The sequence below is a fragment of the Pseudonocardia sp. CA-107938 genome, from assembly GCF_050936315.1.
GTDB lineage: Bacteria > Actinomycetota > Actinomycetes > Mycobacteriales > Pseudonocardiaceae > Pseudonocardia.
In genome coordinates this window covers 2,178,975-2,194,284 of record NZ_JBNJNA010000001.1, presented here as the reverse complement: position 1 = coordinate 2,194,284, position 15,310 = coordinate 2,178,975, and the positions used below count along the sequence as shown (strand labels likewise).

The 15,310-nt window shown below is 72.8% G+C and carries 17 protein-coding genes; 9 read left to right on the top strand and 8 right to left on the bottom strand.

Going from position 1 to position 15,310, the window contains the following annotated elements; translation table 11 throughout:
* Positions 1-146 precede the first annotated feature (146 nt).
* Entirely contained in the window at positions 147-743 is a 597-nt protein-coding gene (locus ACQEVB_RS11035) for a TetR/AcrR family transcriptional regulator (RefSeq protein ID WP_432968493.1), read from the bottom strand.
* On the bottom strand, positions 743-2,131 hold the full coding sequence (locus ACQEVB_RS11030) for an aldehyde dehydrogenase family protein (protein WP_432968490.1): 1,389 nt from the start codon (positions 2,129-2,131) through the stop codon (positions 743-745). The genes ACQEVB_RS11035 and ACQEVB_RS11030 overlap by 1 nt, the downstream gene beginning before the upstream one ends.
* A 92-nt stretch (positions 2,132-2,223) precedes the next feature.
* On the opposite strand from ACQEVB_RS11030, the gene ACQEVB_RS11025 reads away from it, so the two are divergent.
* Genes ACQEVB_RS11025 through ACQEVB_RS11015 form a run of 3 tightly spaced genes read left to right on the top strand, consistent with a single transcriptional unit; the run spans position 2,224 to position 4,915 of the window.
* Complete coding sequence (locus ACQEVB_RS11025; protein ID WP_432968487.1) at positions 2,224-2,637, top strand: SCP2 sterol-binding domain-containing protein; 414 nt, start codon at positions 2,224-2,226, stop codon at positions 2,635-2,637.
* Positions 2,634-3,899, top strand: coding sequence for a cytochrome P450 (locus tag ACQEVB_RS11020; RefSeq protein WP_432968484.1), 1,266 nt, complete (start codon positions 2,634-2,636; stop codon positions 3,897-3,899). The genes ACQEVB_RS11025 and ACQEVB_RS11020 overlap by 4 nt, the downstream gene beginning before the upstream one ends.
* Entirely contained in the window at positions 3,896-4,915 is a 1,020-nt protein-coding gene (locus tag ACQEVB_RS11015) for an LLM class F420-dependent oxidoreductase (protein ID WP_432968481.1), read from the top strand. The genes ACQEVB_RS11020 and ACQEVB_RS11015 overlap by 4 nt, the downstream gene beginning before the upstream one ends.
* On the opposite strand, the gene ACQEVB_RS11010 is transcribed toward ACQEVB_RS11015, so the two are convergent.
* Entirely contained in the window at positions 4,904-5,692 is a 789-nt protein-coding gene (locus ACQEVB_RS11010) for an SDR family NAD(P)-dependent oxidoreductase (protein ID WP_432968478.1), read from the bottom strand. The two genes, ACQEVB_RS11015 and ACQEVB_RS11010, sit on opposite strands and share 12 nt — an antisense overlap.
* A gap of 70 nt (positions 5,693-5,762) precedes the next feature.
* Here ACQEVB_RS11010 and ACQEVB_RS11005 point away from each other — a divergent pair, with 70 nt between their 5' ends.
* On the top strand, positions 5,763-6,146 hold the full coding sequence (locus ACQEVB_RS11005; protein WP_432968475.1) for a winged helix-turn-helix transcriptional regulator: 384 nt from the start codon (positions 5,763-5,765) through the stop codon (positions 6,144-6,146).
* Between the two features lie 83 nt (positions 6,147-6,229).
* The gene (locus ACQEVB_RS11000) at positions 6,230-6,835 is read left to right on the top strand and encodes an ATP-dependent Clp protease proteolytic subunit (RefSeq protein WP_432968472.1); all 606 of its coding nucleotides are present in this window, start codon (positions 6,230-6,232) and stop codon (positions 6,833-6,835) included.
* Here the strand turns inward: ACQEVB_RS11000 and ACQEVB_RS10995 are convergent.
* From ACQEVB_RS10995 to ACQEVB_RS10985, 3 genes are all read right to left on the bottom strand, one after another.
* Positions 6,828-7,787, bottom strand: coding sequence for a R2-like ligand-binding oxidase (locus tag ACQEVB_RS10995; RefSeq protein WP_432968469.1), 960 nt, complete (start codon positions 7,785-7,787; stop codon positions 6,828-6,830). The genes ACQEVB_RS11000 and ACQEVB_RS10995 overlap by 8 nt on opposite strands.
* A 17-nt stretch (positions 7,788-7,804) precedes the next feature.
* Positions 7,805-8,911: an NDMA-dependent alcohol dehydrogenase gene (locus tag ACQEVB_RS10990; RefSeq protein ID WP_432968466.1), complete on the bottom strand. Its 1,107-nt coding sequence runs from the start codon at positions 8,909-8,911 to the stop codon at positions 7,805-7,807.
* Positions 8,912-9,004: 93 nt separating this feature from the next.
* Complete coding sequence (locus ACQEVB_RS10985; protein WP_432968463.1) at positions 9,005-10,285, bottom strand: sensor histidine kinase; 1,281 nt, start codon at positions 10,283-10,285, stop codon at positions 9,005-9,007.
* Between the two features lie 21 nt (positions 10,286-10,306).
* Here ACQEVB_RS10985 and ACQEVB_RS10980 point away from each other — a divergent pair, with 21 nt between their 5' ends.
* Positions 10,307-10,957: a response regulator gene (locus ACQEVB_RS10980; RefSeq protein ID WP_432968460.1), complete on the top strand. Its 651-nt coding sequence runs from the start codon at positions 10,307-10,309 to the stop codon at positions 10,955-10,957.
* Positions 10,958-11,054: 97 nt separating this feature from the next.
* Positions 11,055-11,465 (top strand): sterol carrier protein, encoded by a 411-nt coding sequence (locus ACQEVB_RS10975; protein ID WP_432968457.1) that lies wholly within the window; start codon positions 11,055-11,057, stop codon positions 11,463-11,465.
* Here ACQEVB_RS10975 and ACQEVB_RS10970 read toward each other — a convergent pair.
* Complete coding sequence (locus tag ACQEVB_RS10970; RefSeq protein ID WP_432968454.1) at positions 11,455-11,670, bottom strand: hypothetical protein; 216 nt, start codon at positions 11,668-11,670, stop codon at positions 11,455-11,457. The two genes, ACQEVB_RS10975 and ACQEVB_RS10970, sit on opposite strands and share 11 nt — an antisense overlap.
* 61 nt (positions 11,671-11,731) lie before the next feature.
* Here ACQEVB_RS10970 and ACQEVB_RS10965 point away from each other — a divergent pair, with 61 nt between their 5' ends.
* Complete coding sequence (locus ACQEVB_RS10965) at positions 11,732-13,213, top strand: PLP-dependent aminotransferase family protein (RefSeq protein ID WP_432968451.1); 1,482 nt, start codon at positions 11,732-11,734, stop codon at positions 13,211-13,213.
* A gap of 55 nt (positions 13,214-13,268) precedes the next feature.
* Positions 13,269-14,363, top strand: a complete 1,095-nt coding sequence (locus ACQEVB_RS10960) for a CaiB/BaiF CoA transferase family protein (RefSeq protein WP_432968448.1) — start codon at positions 13,269-13,271, stop codon at positions 14,361-14,363.
* Between the two features lie 186 nt (positions 14,364-14,549).
* Here the strand turns inward: ACQEVB_RS10960 and rplA are convergent, their stop codons facing one another.
* Complete coding sequence (gene rplA / locus ACQEVB_RS10955; RefSeq protein ID WP_432968445.1) at positions 14,550-15,269, bottom strand: 50S ribosomal protein L1; 720 nt, start codon at positions 15,267-15,269, stop codon at positions 14,550-14,552.
* Between the last annotated feature and the right edge of the window lie 41 nt (positions 15,270-15,310).

Below are 15,310 nucleotides of genomic sequence, written 5' to 3'. Positions count from 1 at the left end.
CGGCGGCCCACAACGGCCCAACGACTTCCGTTGGGGCGGGTTACTCATCAGTTAGACGCCAGCCTCATATTGCTCCGAACGGACTGCCGAACCGCCGCCGACCGTAGGGCACGTGACCGCAGAACGGCCCTGAGCCGCACCGACGGTCAGCGAGAGTCCACGATCGAGGGACCGCCGGCACCCGGATCGACGTGCCGCAGCACGAGCTGGTGGTAGTCGTCGAGCAGTGCGCGCAGCAGCGCCGGGTCGGGCGGGTGGTGGATCTGCTGGAACCCGACGAGCATCGACTGCCCGAACGACGCCAGCCGCGCCGCGACGGCCCGGTCGGGCACCGCACCGGCCAGCACACCCTCCAGCGCGGCCAACCGGCGGTCGTCGACCCGGCGCAGCGCGACGGCCACGTCGACGTCGCCTGCGGCCCAGGCCCGGATCGCGGCCTCGGCGGCGTGCGGCAGGTCCACCGCCAGGTGCTTGAGCACGTCCAGCCGCTGGACGGGGTCCGTGGTGGTCGACTGCGTGAGGGCGACGACCCGTGCCGTCTGCTCGGTCTCCCAGTGCTCCAGCAGCGCGCGCACGAACCCCGACCACCCGGCGAAGTGGTGGTAGAACGACCCGCTCGTGACGCCCAGCGCCGCGCACAGCGTGCCGATCTTCAGCTCGCCCGGCCCGCGCTCGGCGAGCAGGTCCATGGCGGTGGCGAAGTACTGGGCGGGCCCGACCTGGACCCCCGCGCGGCGCGGCATCAGAACAGCTTCCGCAACAGCTTCTCCGCGAGAGCCCCGTACGGCGGGTAGACGAACCCGGGGTCCGGCCGCGTCGACTTCACCAGCACCGACCTGCGATGGCTGAACGTCTCGAAGCCGAACCGCCCGTGGTAGGCGCCCATGCCGCTGCGGCCGACCCCGCCGAACGGGAGCTGCGGCACCAGGACGTGGAACATCAGGTGGTTGACGACGGTGGCCCCGCAGCTGATCTCCCTGGTCACGCGCGCGACGATCTCCTTCGACCGCGAGAAGACGTAGGTGGCCAGCGGCTTGGGCCCCGAGTTGACGTGCGCGATCGCCGCGTCCACCGACTCGACGGTGATCACCGGCAGGATCGGTCCGAAGATCTCCTCGCGCATCAGCTGCGAGGACGGGTCGGGGTCGACCACGACGGTCGGCTCCCCCAGCCGCTCCGCCGCGTCGAACCGGCCGCCGGCGACGATCGTGCCGCCACACCCGTCGAGCAGGCCGGCCAGCCGGCGGGCCTGGCGCTCGTCGACGATCCGCAGCCCGCCGGTGGCGCCGCCGCGGAACTTCTTCGTGGCCGCGACGATGCGCTCCACCAGCTCGTCCCGGACGGCGGCCTCGACGAGCAGGTAGTCGGGCGCGACGCAGGTCTGGCCGGAGTTCATCAGTTTGGTCCACGCGATCCGCCGGGCCGCGACGGCGACGTCCGCGTCCGCGGCGACGATCACCGGGCTCTTGCCGCCCAGCTCCAGGGTGACCGGGGTGAGGTGCGGGGCCGCGGCGGCCATCACCTTCGCCCCGACCTCCGGGCTTCCGGTGAAGAACGCGTGGTCGAGGCCCTGCCCGAGCAGCGCCTGCGTCTCCTCCGGGCCGCCGGTGACGACGGTGACGGCCTCGGGGTCGAGATAGAGCGGCAGCAGCCGGGCCAGCGCGTCGGCGACGGCCGGGGCGTGCTCGGACGGTTTGACGACCGCGCAGTTGCCCGCCGCCAGCGCTGCGACCAGCGGCGCGAGCGTGAGGTACACCGGGTAGTTCCACGGCCCGATGATCAGGACGACGCCCAGCGGCTCGTACTCGTAGCGGGCACGGCCGGGGCGCACCGACAGCGGCAGCCCGACCCGGCGCGGGCGGGCCCAGCCGCTCAGGTGCTTGCGCGCGTACACCGACTCGGCGGTGCTCGGGGCCAGGTCGGCCAACCACGCGTCGACGGCGGGGCGGCCGAGGTCGAGGGCCAGCGCCGCCGCGAACTCGGCCTCGCGCTCGGCACACATGCGCTCGATCCCCTCGAGCTGGGCGATGCGCCAGGCGAGGTCGCGCGTGCGGCCGCTGCGGAAGGTGGCCCGCAAGGCGTCGACGACGGCGGGCGCGTCGAGATCGGCGCGTTCGGGGGCGGCAGTCATCGTCGACTCCATCCGATGGTGGCGGGTGACAGTAACATAATCTATGTTATGTTCCGTCGGCAAGGTCAGCGACACTCGACGAGGAGCACGCGATGACCGGATTCGCAGGCGAGGACGAGCTGTACCGCTACGTCGGCGGCATCTTCGAGACCGCACTGGCCGACCCCGAGCTGCGCCCCAAGCTGCAGAACACCGGCATGGTCCTGCGCAGCCTCTGCACGGAGCCGGACTGCTCGCTCGTGATCGACCTGCCCGGCGCGACCGTCTACAAGGGCTCGGACCCGACCGCGCCCGACCCGTCGGCCACCATGGCCATGACCACGGCCACCGCGAACGCGTACTGGCAGGGCAAGGTGAACCTGCCGTTCGCGATGGCCAAGCGCACCGTCAAGGTCGAGGGCAACGTCACCCGGCTCGTGCAGCTCGCGCCGCTGTCGAAGCGGCTGTTCCCCGTCTACGTCGAGCGGCTGCGCGCCGACGGCCGCGACGACCTGGTCCTCTCGTGATCCGCGTCCACGACGCCCTGGACATCTCCAGCCGCGCGTTCTGGGCGCTGCCGCCGGACCAGCGCGAGCCCGCGTTCGCCGAGCTGCGCCGCGAGCGTCCGCTGTCGTGGCACCCGCCGGCCGAGACCGACCTGCTGCCCGACGAGGACGACCCGGGCTTCTGGGCGCTGGTCACGCACGCCGACATCGTCGCCGTCAGCCGCGACGCCGAGACCTGGGGCTCCGGGCAGCGCTACGGCGGCGTGATGCTGGAGAACGTCCCGGAGGACCTCCTGGAGGCCGCCCACTCCATCCTCGCCATGGACGCGCCGCGGCACGCCCGGCAGCGCCGGGTGATCGCGTCGGTCTTCACGCCGCGGCGGGTCCGCACCATCGAGGAGCAGATCCGCGGGCAGGCCCGGCGCATCGTCGACGACCTGGTGGCGACCGGGGGCGAGGTCGACCTCGTCGAGCACGTGTCCGCGCGCCTGCCCATGTGGACGATCTCCGAGATGATCGGCATCGAGGACCCCGACCGCGCACCGGTCACCCGCGCCGCGAACGCGATGGTGTCCTGGAACGACCCCGAGTTCCTCGGCGACGGCGACGCCATCGGGCTGCTGCTCGAGTCGTTGATGACCCTGCACCAGACGTCGTTCGCGCTCAGCGATGCCCGTCGCAGCCGACCGGCCGACGACCTCATGACGGCGCTGGTGCAGGCCGAGGTCGACGGGGTGCGGCTCACCGACGAGGAGATCGCCGCGTTCTTCGTGCTGCTCTGCGTGGCCGGCAACGACACGACGCGCCAGACGACCTCGCACGCGATTCTGGCGCTGGACCGCCACCCCGACCAGAAGGCGCTGCTGCTCGCGGACTTCGCCGGCCGCATCGGATCGGCCGTCGAGGAGTTCGTGCGGTGGGCCAGCCCCGTGCTGACGTTCCGGCGCACCGCGCGGCGCGACACCGAGATCCGCGGGCAGCGCATCGTCGAGGGCGAGAAGGTGGTCATGTTCTACCTGTCGGGCAACCGCGACGCCGACGTGTTCGCCGCGCCCGACCGCTTCGACGTCACCCGCGACCCCAACCCGCACGTCGGGTTCGGCGGCGGTGGCCCGCACTTCTGCCTCGGCAGCCACCTCGCCCGCACGCAGCTGCGATCGATCGTCGACGAGCTGCTGCACCGGCTGCCGGACCTCACCGTCGGGGAACCGCAGTGGCTGGCCGGTAACTTCATCAACGGGATCAAGCGGTTGCCGGTGAACCTCGGGCAGGAGGCGCGATGAAGCTGGGTCTGGCGCTGGGGTACTGGGGTGCGGGCCCGCCCCCGGGCACCGACGAGCAGGTCGCGACGGCGGAGGACCTCGGTTTCGACTCGCTCTGGACTGCGGAGGCGTACGGCTCGGACGCGTTCACCCCGCTCAGCTGGTACGGCGCACGCACGTCGCGGATCAAGCTGGGCACCTCGGTCGCGCAGATGTCGGCGCGCACCCCGACGGCCACCGCGATGGCCGCCATGACGCTCGACCACCTCTCCGGCGGCCGCGTCGTGCTCGGCATCGGCGCGTCCGGGCCGCAGGTCGTCGAGGGTTGGTACGGGCAGCCGTACCCGAAGCCGCTGGCCCGCACCCGCGAGTACGTGCAGATCCTGCGCGCGACGATCGCCCGCGAGCGCGTCACGTCCGACGGGCCGCACTACCCGATCCCGTACGCGGGCGGCACCGGGCTGGGCAAGCCGCTGCGCTCGACCATCCACCCGCTGCGCACCAACCTGCCGATCCTGCTCGCCGCGGAAGGACCGAAGAACGTGGCGCTGGCCGGCGAGATCGCGGACGGCTGGCAGCCGCTGTTCTACGCGCCCCGCCACGACGCGCACTACCGGGCCGCGCTGGACGAGGGCTTCGCCCGGCGCGGCGGCCGGCCGGACGGCTTCGAGGTCGTCAACATGGTGCAGCTCGTCGTGGACGACGACGTCGAGGCGGCGGCGGACCGCGTCCGCCCGATGCTGGCCCTGTACATCGGCGGGATGGGCGCCAAGGGCGCCAACTTCCACTACGAGGTGTTCGCGCGCATGGGCTACGAGGACGCCTGCGCGCAGATCCAGGAGCTCTACCTGGGCGGACGCAAGGACGAGGCCATCGCGGCGGTGCCGCTGGAGCTGGTGGAGCAGGTGGCGCTGGTCGGGCCGCGGGCGAAGATCGCCGAGGAGCTGCCGGCGTGGCGCGACTCGCTGGTGACGACCCTGGTGGTGAGCGGCACTCCGGACACCCTGCGGCTGGCCGCGGACCTCCTAGACGGGTAGCCGCGCCAGCAGGTCGGTCGTGTAGCGGTCCAGCCTCGCCGCAGCCGCGGGATCCAGCGTCGGGTACGTGAGCGGCAGCTCCTTGCCCCGGTCGACGGCCGTCAGCGGCGCGGACGGCGGCGCGTCGATCCACCCGACGATCGGGCGCACCGACTCCTCCACCGGACGGGCGGCGAACCGGGCGAGCGTCTTCAGCAGCCCGCGCACCACCGGGTTCGGGTGCGCGTCCAGGCCGCTGCGGGTGAAGCCGGGGTGGTAGAGCACGTACCGGGCCCGCCGGTCGCGCGCGGCGTGGGCGACACCCAGCAGGTCGATCGCGCGGCCCGCCTGCATCTGCGCCTTGATCATCCCGTAGCCCGTCCCCAGCTGTGGATCGTCCCAGTGGACGGCGCCGGCCTTCGCCCCGACGCCGGCGACGTTGACGATCACCGGGTGCTCCGCGGCGTCGAGCTGCGGGGCGAGCAGCTCGCCGAGCAGGTAGCGGCTCAGGTAGTAGAGGGCGAAGGTGTACTCCAGGCCGTCCGGCGTCTCCGTGCGGGTGGGCTGCAGGCGGTTCGCGAACAGGGCGAGCGCGTCCACCGGCCCGGTGATCTCGGCGGCGACGCGGCGCACCTCAGCGATCGACGACAGGTCCGCGACCAGGAACCGGGCACCGGGCACGGCCTTCGCCGGATCGGACCCGATCACGGTGACGTCGTCGCCGCGGGCGACGCGGGCCAGGGCGGTCGCGCGGCCCATCCCGCTCGTCCCTCCGGCGATCACGACGGACTTCGGCACTTCTTCCTCCTACGCTCTGGGTAGGACCATCGTGGGAGGACCTGTGCCCGTCCCGGTAGAAGGCAGTTCAATGTCTGCTGCGCACACCCGTGTGCCCTCGGTGCTCGCGCACGAGCTGCCGCGACCCGTTCCGCAGGCGGAGATGGCGGCCTGTCCGGTGACCGAGGTGTTCCGGCGCGTCGGCGACCGCTGGAGCATGCTGCTGGTGATCGTGCTGGGCACCCGCCCGTACCGCTACAACGAGCTGCACCGGGCCATCGAAGGCATCAGCCAGCGCATGCTCACCCGCACGCTGCGCGGCCTGGAGACCGACGGGCTGGTGCACCGGGAGGTGCTCCCGACGGTGCCGCCGAGCGTCGAGTACAGCCTGACGCCGCTCGGCGCGAGCCTCCTCGGCCCGCTGTCGGGGCTGGCCGACTGGGCCGTCGAGCACGGCGACCGGTTCCGCCGGTAGCGGGGCGTTCGCTGCCGGCAAACATCGTCGTCTTGCGGCGAAACCGCAGCTCAGGGGCCTGGATCCGCCCTAGCTTCTGCCTCATGTACGTACCGACCTTCCTGGAACGCACCCCTTACGGCGAACGGGAGACCAACCCGTACTCGATGCTGTTCGACGGGCGGATCGTGCTCGTCGACCGGCCCGTCGACGACGCGGCCGCCAACGCGATCGTCGCCCAGCTGCTCTGCCTGGAGTCGATGGAGCCGGACAACCCGATCGAGCTCTACATCAACTCACCCGGCGGCTCGCTCGCCGCCACCGCAGCCGTCTACGACACCATCAACTACGTCCGCAGCCCCGTGCACACGACGTGCCTCGGGCACGTCGAGACGGCGGGGGCGCTGCTCCTGGCTGCCGGCGAGCCCGGGAAGCGGGCCATGGTGCCGAACGCGCGGGCCGTGCTGCACCAGCCGTCGATCGACCCGGTGCGCGGCACGCTGCCCGACTTGGACCGGCGCGCCGCCGAGGTCAGCCGAAGCCGGCGCTTCCTCGAGGAGACGCTGGCCCGGCACACCCGCCGCGACCCCGACCAGGTCCACAGCGACCTCGAACGGGAGCTGCACCTCGGCGCCACCGAGGCGCTGGCCTACGGCCTGGTCGACGCGGTGGTGCCGAGCCGCAAGCGCACGCCTCGACCGCTCAGCTGACCGCAGCCAGCTCCGCCTGGTCCTCCGCGTGGAACTTCTCCTCCAGGACCTCCGGGCTGGCGTCGCGGTCGATGTCGAGCAGGTTCGCCCCGCGCGCCGACTCGATCGCGCCCAGCCGGCGGCCCACCTTGTCCATCGCGTACTCGGCCATGTCGTTGATGTCGATGCCGAACGGGCGCTCCTCCTCGTCCCGCACGCCGACGACGACGCCCATGGCCGGCACCAGCAGCTCCTGCATGCGCTCGTCGACGACGTCCCACATGGCGTCGTCGGCGGCGACGTGCCGGCGGCAGGTGAACGTGCCCCACGCCATGTGCCGGCGCTCGTCGTCACCGATGTGCTTGATCACCTGCTGCATGCCGGGCAGGATCCCGCGGCTCGCGCACACCTTGGACCAGGCGAAGTAGCCGGTGAGCGCCAGCGTGCCCTCGACGATGTGGTTGTACGTGACGGAGGCCCGGATCTGGTTGCGCGGCGACGGGTCGTCGGCCAGCGCGTACAGGCTCTCGGGCAGGTGCTGGGTGAAGATCTCCATGTACGCCGGGTTCTCCTCCACGTGCTCGTGGAGGTCGTCGGTCAGGCCGACGGCGTCGAACCAGCGGCGGAAGGCCTCGGTGTGCTTGGCCTCCTCGAACACGAACTGCGTCAGGTACATCTCGTCGGCGAACCGGCCCTCCGCCGCCATCGCCGCGACGAACGGCTGCAGGTCCTGCGTCACCGACTCCTCGCCCGCCATGAACTGGGCGGCCAGGGTGCACGTCCACCAGCGTTCGAGGTCGGTCATCGCCGCGACGTCGCGGGCGTCCTGGGTGAAGTCGATGTCCGCCGGGTTCCAGTGCTTCGCGTTGCCCTTGGTGAACAGGCGCATCGGGAACGAGTCGAAGTTCAGCCCGCCCTTGCTGAGCGAGGCGAACCCGGTGCGCTTGCCGTGGGCGATGGTCGGTCGGGACATCGTCGTCCTCCTTGGGCTCAGTAGCGGATCAGGCCGCGGATGTTGCGGCCCTCCCGCATGTCCTCGTATCCCTGGTTGACCTGCTCCAGCGTGTACTCGCGCGTGACCAGCTCCTCCAGCTTGAGCTGCCCGAGGTTGGCCAGCTCCAGCAGCCGCGGCACGTCGTGCTGGCCGTTCGAGCTGCCGAAGAGCGAGCCGCGGACCTGCTTCTCGTAGAGGGTGAGGTCGAGCAGCGAGATGCTCGCCGTGTCCTCGTCGGGGTGGCCGAGCGCGGTGATCACCACGCGCCCCTTCTTGCCGACGAGCTGCAGCGCGGGCTGGAGGTAGCTGCCCTCGGCGATGCCCGTCGTCAGGATCGCGGCGTCGGCGAGCTGCCCGCGGGTGATCTCCGAGACCACGTTCCAGGCCTCGTCCATGCTGGCCGCGACGTGCGTGGCACCCAGCTCGACGGCCTTCTCCCGCTTGAACTCGACCGGGTCGACCGCCACCACGTACCGGCACCCGGCGATCCGCGCGCCCTGGATCGCGTTCGCACCGATGCCGCCCACGCCGATCACGACGGCGGTGTCGCCCGCGCGCAGCTCCGCCGTGCGGACCGCGGAGCCGAAACCGGTCGTCACGCCGCAGCCGACCAGCGCCGCCAGGTGCAGCGGAAAGCCCTCGTCGATCTTCACGACCGACTTCACCGGCACCACCGTGTGCTTGGCGAACGTGCCGAGCAGGCACATCTGACCGATGTCCTCGCCGCGGCCGTGGAAGCGGTAGGTGCCGTCGAGCTGCGGGCCGAGCGTGGCGCCCGCCCCGTCGTTGCAGAGGTTGGTGAAGCCGCGCACGCAGTAGCTGCAGCGTCCGCACGACGGCAGGAACGTCATCACGACCGGATCGCCGACCGCGACGTCGGTGACCCCGGGCCCGATCTCCAGGACGCGTCCGGCACCCTCGTGGCCGCCGACCATCGGGTACGCGACGGGCAGGTCACCCGTCACCAGGTGCTCGTCGGAGTGGCAGAGCCCGCTGGCGGCCAGCTCGACCAGCACCTCGCCGGCGTTGGGCGGGTCGAGCTCGACCTCCTCGACCTCCCACTTGCCACCCAACTCCCAGAGCACCGCTGCTGTGGTCCGCATGGGGCCAGCATGACGCGGATCACGCCCGGGCACACCGGCCCGACCGTTCCGACCGTGGCCCGGCGGTGCCACACCACCCGCCGGAGTGACGGGTCAGGGGGCTGCGGGGACCGGCAGCTCCAGGTGCGCGGTCACCCCGCCGCCGTCCCGGGGCCGCAGCGTGAGCTCGCCGCGCATCGCCTCCACCAGCGTCTCGACGATCCACAGCCCGAGCCCGGCGGTGCCGCGCCGCTCCCCCAGCGCGACGCCCTTCGCGGTGACGACACCCTCCTGGCCGGGTGGGAGGCCGGGCCCACGGTCGCGCACCTCGACGACGAGCACGCCGTCGGCGTGCCGCATGTCCAGCTCGACGGGTGCCTCGCCGGAGTGCCGGGCCGCGTTCTCGACGAGGTTGGTGAGCAGCCGGCGCAGGCGCTGCGGATCCGTGCGCACGGCGACGTCGCCGGGTTCGATCCGCGGCGCGCGGCGGGCGGGCGCCACCCCGGCCGCGTCGAGGATGGCGTCGGCGAGCTCCGCGAGCCGGACGGGCCGTTCCCGCACCCGCCCGATCGGGCTGCCGCTGCTGACGGCGACGTCGGCGAGCCCGTCGAGCATGTCGCGCAGGTGGACGGCGTGGTCGGCGAGCAGGGCGACGGCCGTGCGCCGGGCCGACTCGGAGAGCCGGTCGGCGGCGAGGTCCGCCGAGAGCGCGGTCAGCGACGCCACCGGCGTGCGGAACTCGTGCAGCACGACCCGCACCCCGTCCATGCGGGCCTGCTGGGCCTGGGAGAGCCGTTCGCGCAGGTCCCGCTCCTCGACGAGGGCCTCGTGCTCGGCCTCGGCCCGGGCACGGGCCGTCGCGGCCGCGTCGACCTGGCGTTCCAGCATCTTCACCAGCACCCCGACGAGCACGGCGGCGGCCACCAGGAACCCGGTCCACCACGCGCCGGCGAGCCACGCTTCGAGCGGGCGCTTGCCGGGGTCGGCACCCAGAACGGCGGCGGCCGTGAACCCGACGCCGACCGTCAGGGCCGCGAGCCGGCCCAGCACGGCCCCGCCCCGGACGGCCGCGGCGATCACCACCAGCGGGAGGACCGTGACCATGATGCTGTCGGCACCGCCGGTGAGCCCGCACGCGACGAGCGCCAGCACGGAGTCGACCGCTGTCGCGACGGACGGCCGGAGCAACCGCCGGCCGCGCCACTCGGCCACCGCGAGCACCAGCGCGTAGCAGAACGTCGCCACGACCAGCACGACGACGATCACGAGCCGGCCGCGCGCCAGCTCGGGGCCGATCAGCATGGCGAGCGCCACCGCCAGCACCACGAGCAGCCGGATGACCACGGCCGGGCGATCCTCGATCGCCTGCAGCGCGGTCCGGTCCTCGGTGCTCATGCGGGAGACTAACCTCTCGGCGTGCGGGACGGCCGGTACGCCGTGGTCATCGTCGACGATCACGCGCTCTTCGCGCAGGGCCTGGCCCTGCTGCTGGAGTCGCGCGCGGGTGACACGTTCACCGTCGCCGGGTCGACGACGGCCGGCGAGGAGGCCGTGGCGCTGGTCGGCCGCGAGGCCGCCGACATCGCGATCGTGGACCTGGCCCTGCCACCGCTGGGCGGGGTGGAGACGATCCGCCGGATCGTCGCGGCGTACCCGGCGACGAAGGTGCTGGCCCTCTCGGGCACCGACGACCTGGGGCTCGCGGCCGCGGCACTGCGCGCCGGCGCGTCGGGGTTCCTGGGCAAGTCGGCCGACCCGGACGTGCTGGTGGCCCCGCTGCTGACGATCGCCGCCGGCGTCCGCGTGGTGCGCGGCGACCTGCTGGACGCGCTGCTCGCCGCAGGCGACCGCACCGGCGACGGCCGGTTGGAGCGGCTGGACGAGCGCGACCTGCAGCTGTGGACCCTGCTGGCCCGCGGGCTCGACACGAGCGAGATCGCCCGGCCGATGCTGGTGAGCGAGCGGACCGCCAAGCGGATGATCGCGTCGCTGCTGCACAAGCTGGGTGCGGCCAACCGCATCGAGGCGGCGGCGCTGGCCGGGCGGTACGGGCTGCTGGACGAGTAGATCTCGGCCCGTCCGGGCCGAGAGTGGCCCGATCGAGTCGTCGCGACCAGCCCCTCCTTCCGCCAGACTGCCGGTAACCAGCGAAGGAGATGTCGACGTGGCCGTGTTCAGCGACGAGCAAGAGGTCTACCGGTTCCTCGGCGGTGTGTTCCGCATCGGGATGGAGGACCCGGAGCTGGTGGCCAAGCTGAAGCCAACCGGCATCGTCCTGCGGATCACCTACACCGAGCCGGACGCGGTGCTCACCGTCGACTTCCCGAACGCCGAGCTGCACGAAGGTGCCGGCGCCGGCCCCGACCCGAACGTCGAGCTCTTCATGACCGCCGACACCGGCAACCGGTTCTGGCTGGGCAAGGTCGTGCTGCCGGTCGCGCTGGCGAAGGGCGACGTGCGGGCGAAGGGCCCGATCGCCAAGGTGCTCAAGCTGCTCCCGCTCGCCAAGGGCCTGTTCGGGCGCTACAAGCAGCAGCTGGAGGACGCCGGGCGATCGGACCTGCTCACCTCCTGATCCACGCCGTCCCGCGGTGGGGGCGGACGGAAGCGATCTCCAGCCGGCGCAGGAACGCGACGAAGGTGGCGACGTCGCCCCACGGCGTGGGTCCGCGGCGCGCCGGTCCTTCGCCGGGACGCAGGCGACGGCTGTCGACGCCGTACCGCGGAGCCGCGGCGGCGATGACGACGAGTACGGCCAAGATGATGAGTGGCAGGTCCATGGCCTCAGTATGCGTAGTATTGGCCTTCTTCGGCATGGCCAATTCCGCAGAGGTGGACTGAATGGCACTCGATCACCAGTTCGACCAGCGCATCGGAGCCCGCAGCTTCGCCCGGCTGCTGGGCGAGTGGCGTCCGCAGGACGGCCGCGGCCTGGCCACGGCGCTCGCCGAGCGGGTCCGCCTCCTCGTGCTGGACGGGCGGCTGCCCCTGCAGACCCGGGTGCCGGCCGAGCGGGAACTCGCCGCGGTCCTGGACGTCAGCCGCACGACCGTCGCGGCGGCCTACGACGCGCTGCGCGACGAGGAGGTGCTGCACAGCCGGCGCGGTGCCGGGAGTTGGACCCAGCTGCCCGGCGGCGCACTCGGCTCGCGGGTCCAGCCGTTCGCTCCGAGCACCGATCCGGACGTGTTCGACCTCGCGCTCGCTGCACTGCCCTCCCCGACCGACGGGATGCGGGCCACCGTCGCCGAGGCAGCGCGCGACCTGGACGCCCACCTCTGCCAACCCGGCTACGAGCTGCACGGCGTACCCGAGCTGCGGACCGCCATCGCCGCCCGCTACACCGCCCGCGGGCTGCCGACCACGCCCGACCAGGTTCTCGTCACGACGGGCGCGCAGGGCGCGCTGTCGCTGATCGTCACCGCGCTGACGGCGCCGGGCGACCGGGTGCTCGTCGAGCACCCCTCCTACCCCAACGCGCTGGGCGCGATCGCCCGGCAGGGTGCGCGGCCGGTGCCGGTGCCGATGGTGCCCGGGCCGGACGGCACGGCCGACTGGGACCTCGACCTGGCCACCGCCGCCGTGCGCGACGCCGCGCCGAAGCTCGCGTACCTCATCCCAGACCACCAGAACCCGACCGGCGCCGTCCTCGACGCGGCGGGCCGCGAGCGCGTCGTCGACCTGGCCCGGCGTACGAGCACCCCGATGATCGTGGACGAGACCCTCGCCGAGCTGTGGCTCGAGGAGGCGCCACCGCCACCGGTGGCCGCGCACGGGGCCGTCGACTCGCCGTTGGTGCTGACCATCGGCTCGGCCAGCAAGGTGTTCTGGGGCGGCCTGCGGGTCGGTTGGATCCGCACGTCGGCGCCGATGGTGCGGCGGCTCGCGACGTTCCGGGCGACCATCGACCTCGGCTGCCCGCTGTTCGAGCAGCTGCTCGCGGCCCGGTTGCTGGCCGACATCGAGACGTTCGCGCCGGCGCGGCGGGCCGAGCTGCGCGCGGCGCGCGACCGCGTGGCGGGCCGGATCGCGGCGCTCTTCCCGTCCTGGCGGATCGGGCGGCCCGGGGGCGGGCTGTCCCACTGGGTCGACCTCGGCTCCCCCGACTCCAGCCGGCTGGTGACCGCCGCGCGGCGCCGGGACGTGGTGCTCGCAGCGGGTCCCCGCTTCGGGCTCGACGGCGCGTTCGAGCGGTTCCTGCGCGTGCCGTACGTGCTGCGGCAGGACCGCATGGACGAGGCGCTGGACCGCATCGCGGTGGCGTGGTCGGAGATCGACCGGACGACGCCGATGGCCGATCCCGCGGACTACTCCGTGGCGTGAGCGCCGGAAACGGTCAATACTGACCGCAACTATCGACACGGGAGGTCGGACGAACGTGGCACGCACGGGCCCGCTGGCGGGACTCAAGGTCGTGGAGCTCGCGGGCATCGGTCCTGGGCCGCACGCGGCGATGATGCTGGCCGACATGGGCGCCGACGTCGTGCGCGTCGACCGTCCGACCGGTGGGCTCAAGCTCGGCGACGCGGCCGCCGACCCGACCCTGCGCGGCCGCCGGCGCGTCGAGGCCAACCTCAAGGACCCGGAGGGCCGCGAGACCGTCCTGCGGCTCGTCGAACACGCCGACGTGCTGCTGGAGGGCTACCGGCCCGGGGTCACCGAGCGACTCGGGGTCGGCCCGGCCGACTGCCACGCCCGCAACCCGCGCCTGGTCTACGGGCGGATGACCGGCTGGGGCCAGGACGGCCCGCTCGCCGCGCGGGCCGGCCACGACATCAACTACATCTCCCTCACCGGCGCGCTGCACGCGATCGGCCGCGGCGGCGAGCGCCCGGCCGTGCCCCTCAACCTGGTCGGCGACTTCGGCGGCGGCTCGATGCTGCTCGTCATCGGCGTGCTGGCCGCGGCTTGGGAGGCGCAGCGGTCGGGACAGGGCCAGGTCGTCGACGCCGCGATGGTCGACGGGTCGAGCGTGCTCCTGCAGATGATGTGGGGGTTCCTCGCGCAGGGCATGTGGCGCGACGAGCGGGAGAGCAACCTGCTCGACGGCGCGGCCCCGTTCTACGACACCTACCCGTGCGCGGACGGGCGGCACGTGGCCGTCGGCGCCATCGAACCGCAGTTCTACGCGGCCCTCCTGGAGGGCCTCGGCCTCGCCGACGCCGAGCTGCCGCACCAGCTGGACCGCGCCGCCTGGCCGGCGCTGAAGCAGCGCTTCACCGAGGTGTTCGCCACCCGCACCCGCGACGAGTGGGCGAAGGTGTTCGAGGGCACCGACGCGTGCGTGACCCCGGTGCTCGCTTTCGGCGAGGTCGCGGCTCATCCGCACCTGGCCGCCCGCGGCACCATCGTCGAGCGCGGCGGGGTGGCGCAGGCCGCGCCCGCCCCGCGGTTCTCGCGGACGCGCACCGAGGCACCGGACGGCCCGGCCCCCGCCGAGCCCGTCGAGTCGGTGCTGGCCGACTGGAGCTGAGGCCAGCGGCCGGAGACGGGGCGGCCGAGGCGGCGTCGCCCCGGCGCAGCGTGGCGCGTTGATCATGGGCAAAACGTGGCTCCCAGAGATCAACTAGCAACGTTTTGCCCATGATCAACCCAACCCCCGCCGCACGCACGACGGCCCCGCACCAGCGCGGTGCGGGGCCGTCGGGAGTGCTGCGCGTCAGACGCTGGGCTCGTCCACCAGCAGGTTGCGCGTGCGGTTCGGGTCGACCGGGATGCCCGGGCCCGTCGTCGTGGAGACGGTGATCTTCTTGATGTAGCGGCCCTTCGCGGCCGGCGGCTTGGCCCGCAGGATCTCGTCGAGGGCGGCGCCGTAGTTCTCCACCAGCTTCTCGGTGTCGAACGAGGCCTTGCCGATGACGATGTGCAGGTTGGCCTGCTTGTCGACCCGGAAGTTGATCTTGCCGCCCTTGATGTCGGCGACGGCCTTGGTGACGTCCGGGGTGACGGTGCCGGTCTTGGGGTTCGGCATCAGACCGCGCGGGCCGAGGATGCGGGCGATGCGCCCGACCTTGGCCATCTGGTCGGGGGTGGCGATGGCGGCGTCGAACTCCAGCCACCCGCCCTGGATGCGCTCGACCAGGTCGTCGGAGCCCACGACGTCGGCGCCGGCGGCCTCGGCCTCGGCGGCCTTGTCACCGGTGGCGAACACGACGACGCGTGCGGTCTTGCCCGTGCCGTGCGGCAGGTTCACGGTGCCACGGACCATCTGGTCGGACTTGCGGGGATCCACGCCGAGCCGCATCGCGACCTCGACGGTGGCATCCATCTTCGAACTGGCGGTCTCCTTCGCCAGGCCGGCGGCCTCGAGCGGGCTGTAGAGCCGCTCGCGGTCGATCTTCTCGGCTGCCTGGCGGTAGACCTTGCTGCGCTGTGCCATGTCTGTTCCTCGGAATTCGGATCAGGTCGTGGTACGAGCCG

Excerpts from the sequence above, each read along its gene's own strand:
- ACQEVB_RS10985 (WP_432968463.1), bottom strand. The coding sequence starts at position 10,285 with ATGAGCACCGAGGACCGGACCGCGCTGCAGGCGATCGAGGATCGCCCG.
- ACQEVB_RS11005 (WP_432968475.1), top strand. The coding sequence starts at position 5,763 with ATGTCTGCTGCGCACACCCGTGTGCCCTCGGTGCTCGCGCACGAGCTG.
- ACQEVB_RS11025 (WP_432968487.1), top strand. The coding sequence starts at position 2,224 with ATGACCGGATTCGCAGGCGAGGACGAGCTGTACCGCTACGTCGGCGGC.
- ACQEVB_RS10995 (WP_432968469.1), bottom strand. The coding sequence starts at position 7,787 with ATGTCCCGACCGACCATCGCCCACGGCAAGCGCACCGGGTTCGCCTCG.
- ACQEVB_RS10990 (WP_432968466.1), bottom strand. The coding sequence starts at position 8,911 with ATGCGGACCACAGCAGCGGTGCTCTGGGAGTTGGGTGGCAAGTGGGAG.
- ACQEVB_RS10970 (WP_432968454.1), bottom strand. The coding sequence starts at position 11,670 with ATGGACCTGCCACTCATCATCTTGGCCGTACTCGTCGTCATCGCCGCC.
- ACQEVB_RS11015 (WP_432968481.1), top strand. The coding sequence starts at position 3,896 with ATGAAGCTGGGTCTGGCGCTGGGGTACTGGGGTGCGGGCCCGCCCCCG.
- ACQEVB_RS11000 (WP_432968472.1), top strand. The coding sequence starts at position 6,230 with ATGTACGTACCGACCTTCCTGGAACGCACCCCTTACGGCGAACGGGAG.
- ACQEVB_RS11035 (WP_432968493.1), bottom strand. The coding sequence starts at position 743 with ATGCCGCGCCGCGCGGGGGTCCAGGTCGGGCCCGCCCAGTACTTCGCC.
- ACQEVB_RS11030 (WP_432968490.1), bottom strand. The coding sequence starts at position 2,131 with ATGACTGCCGCCCCCGAACGCGCCGATCTCGACGCGCCCGCCGTCGTC.
- rplA (WP_432968445.1), bottom strand. The coding sequence starts at position 15,269 with ATGGCACAGCGCAGCAAGGTCTACCGCCAGGCAGCCGAGAAGATCGAC.
- ACQEVB_RS10965 (WP_432968451.1), top strand. The coding sequence starts at position 11,732 with ATGGCACTCGATCACCAGTTCGACCAGCGCATCGGAGCCCGCAGCTTC.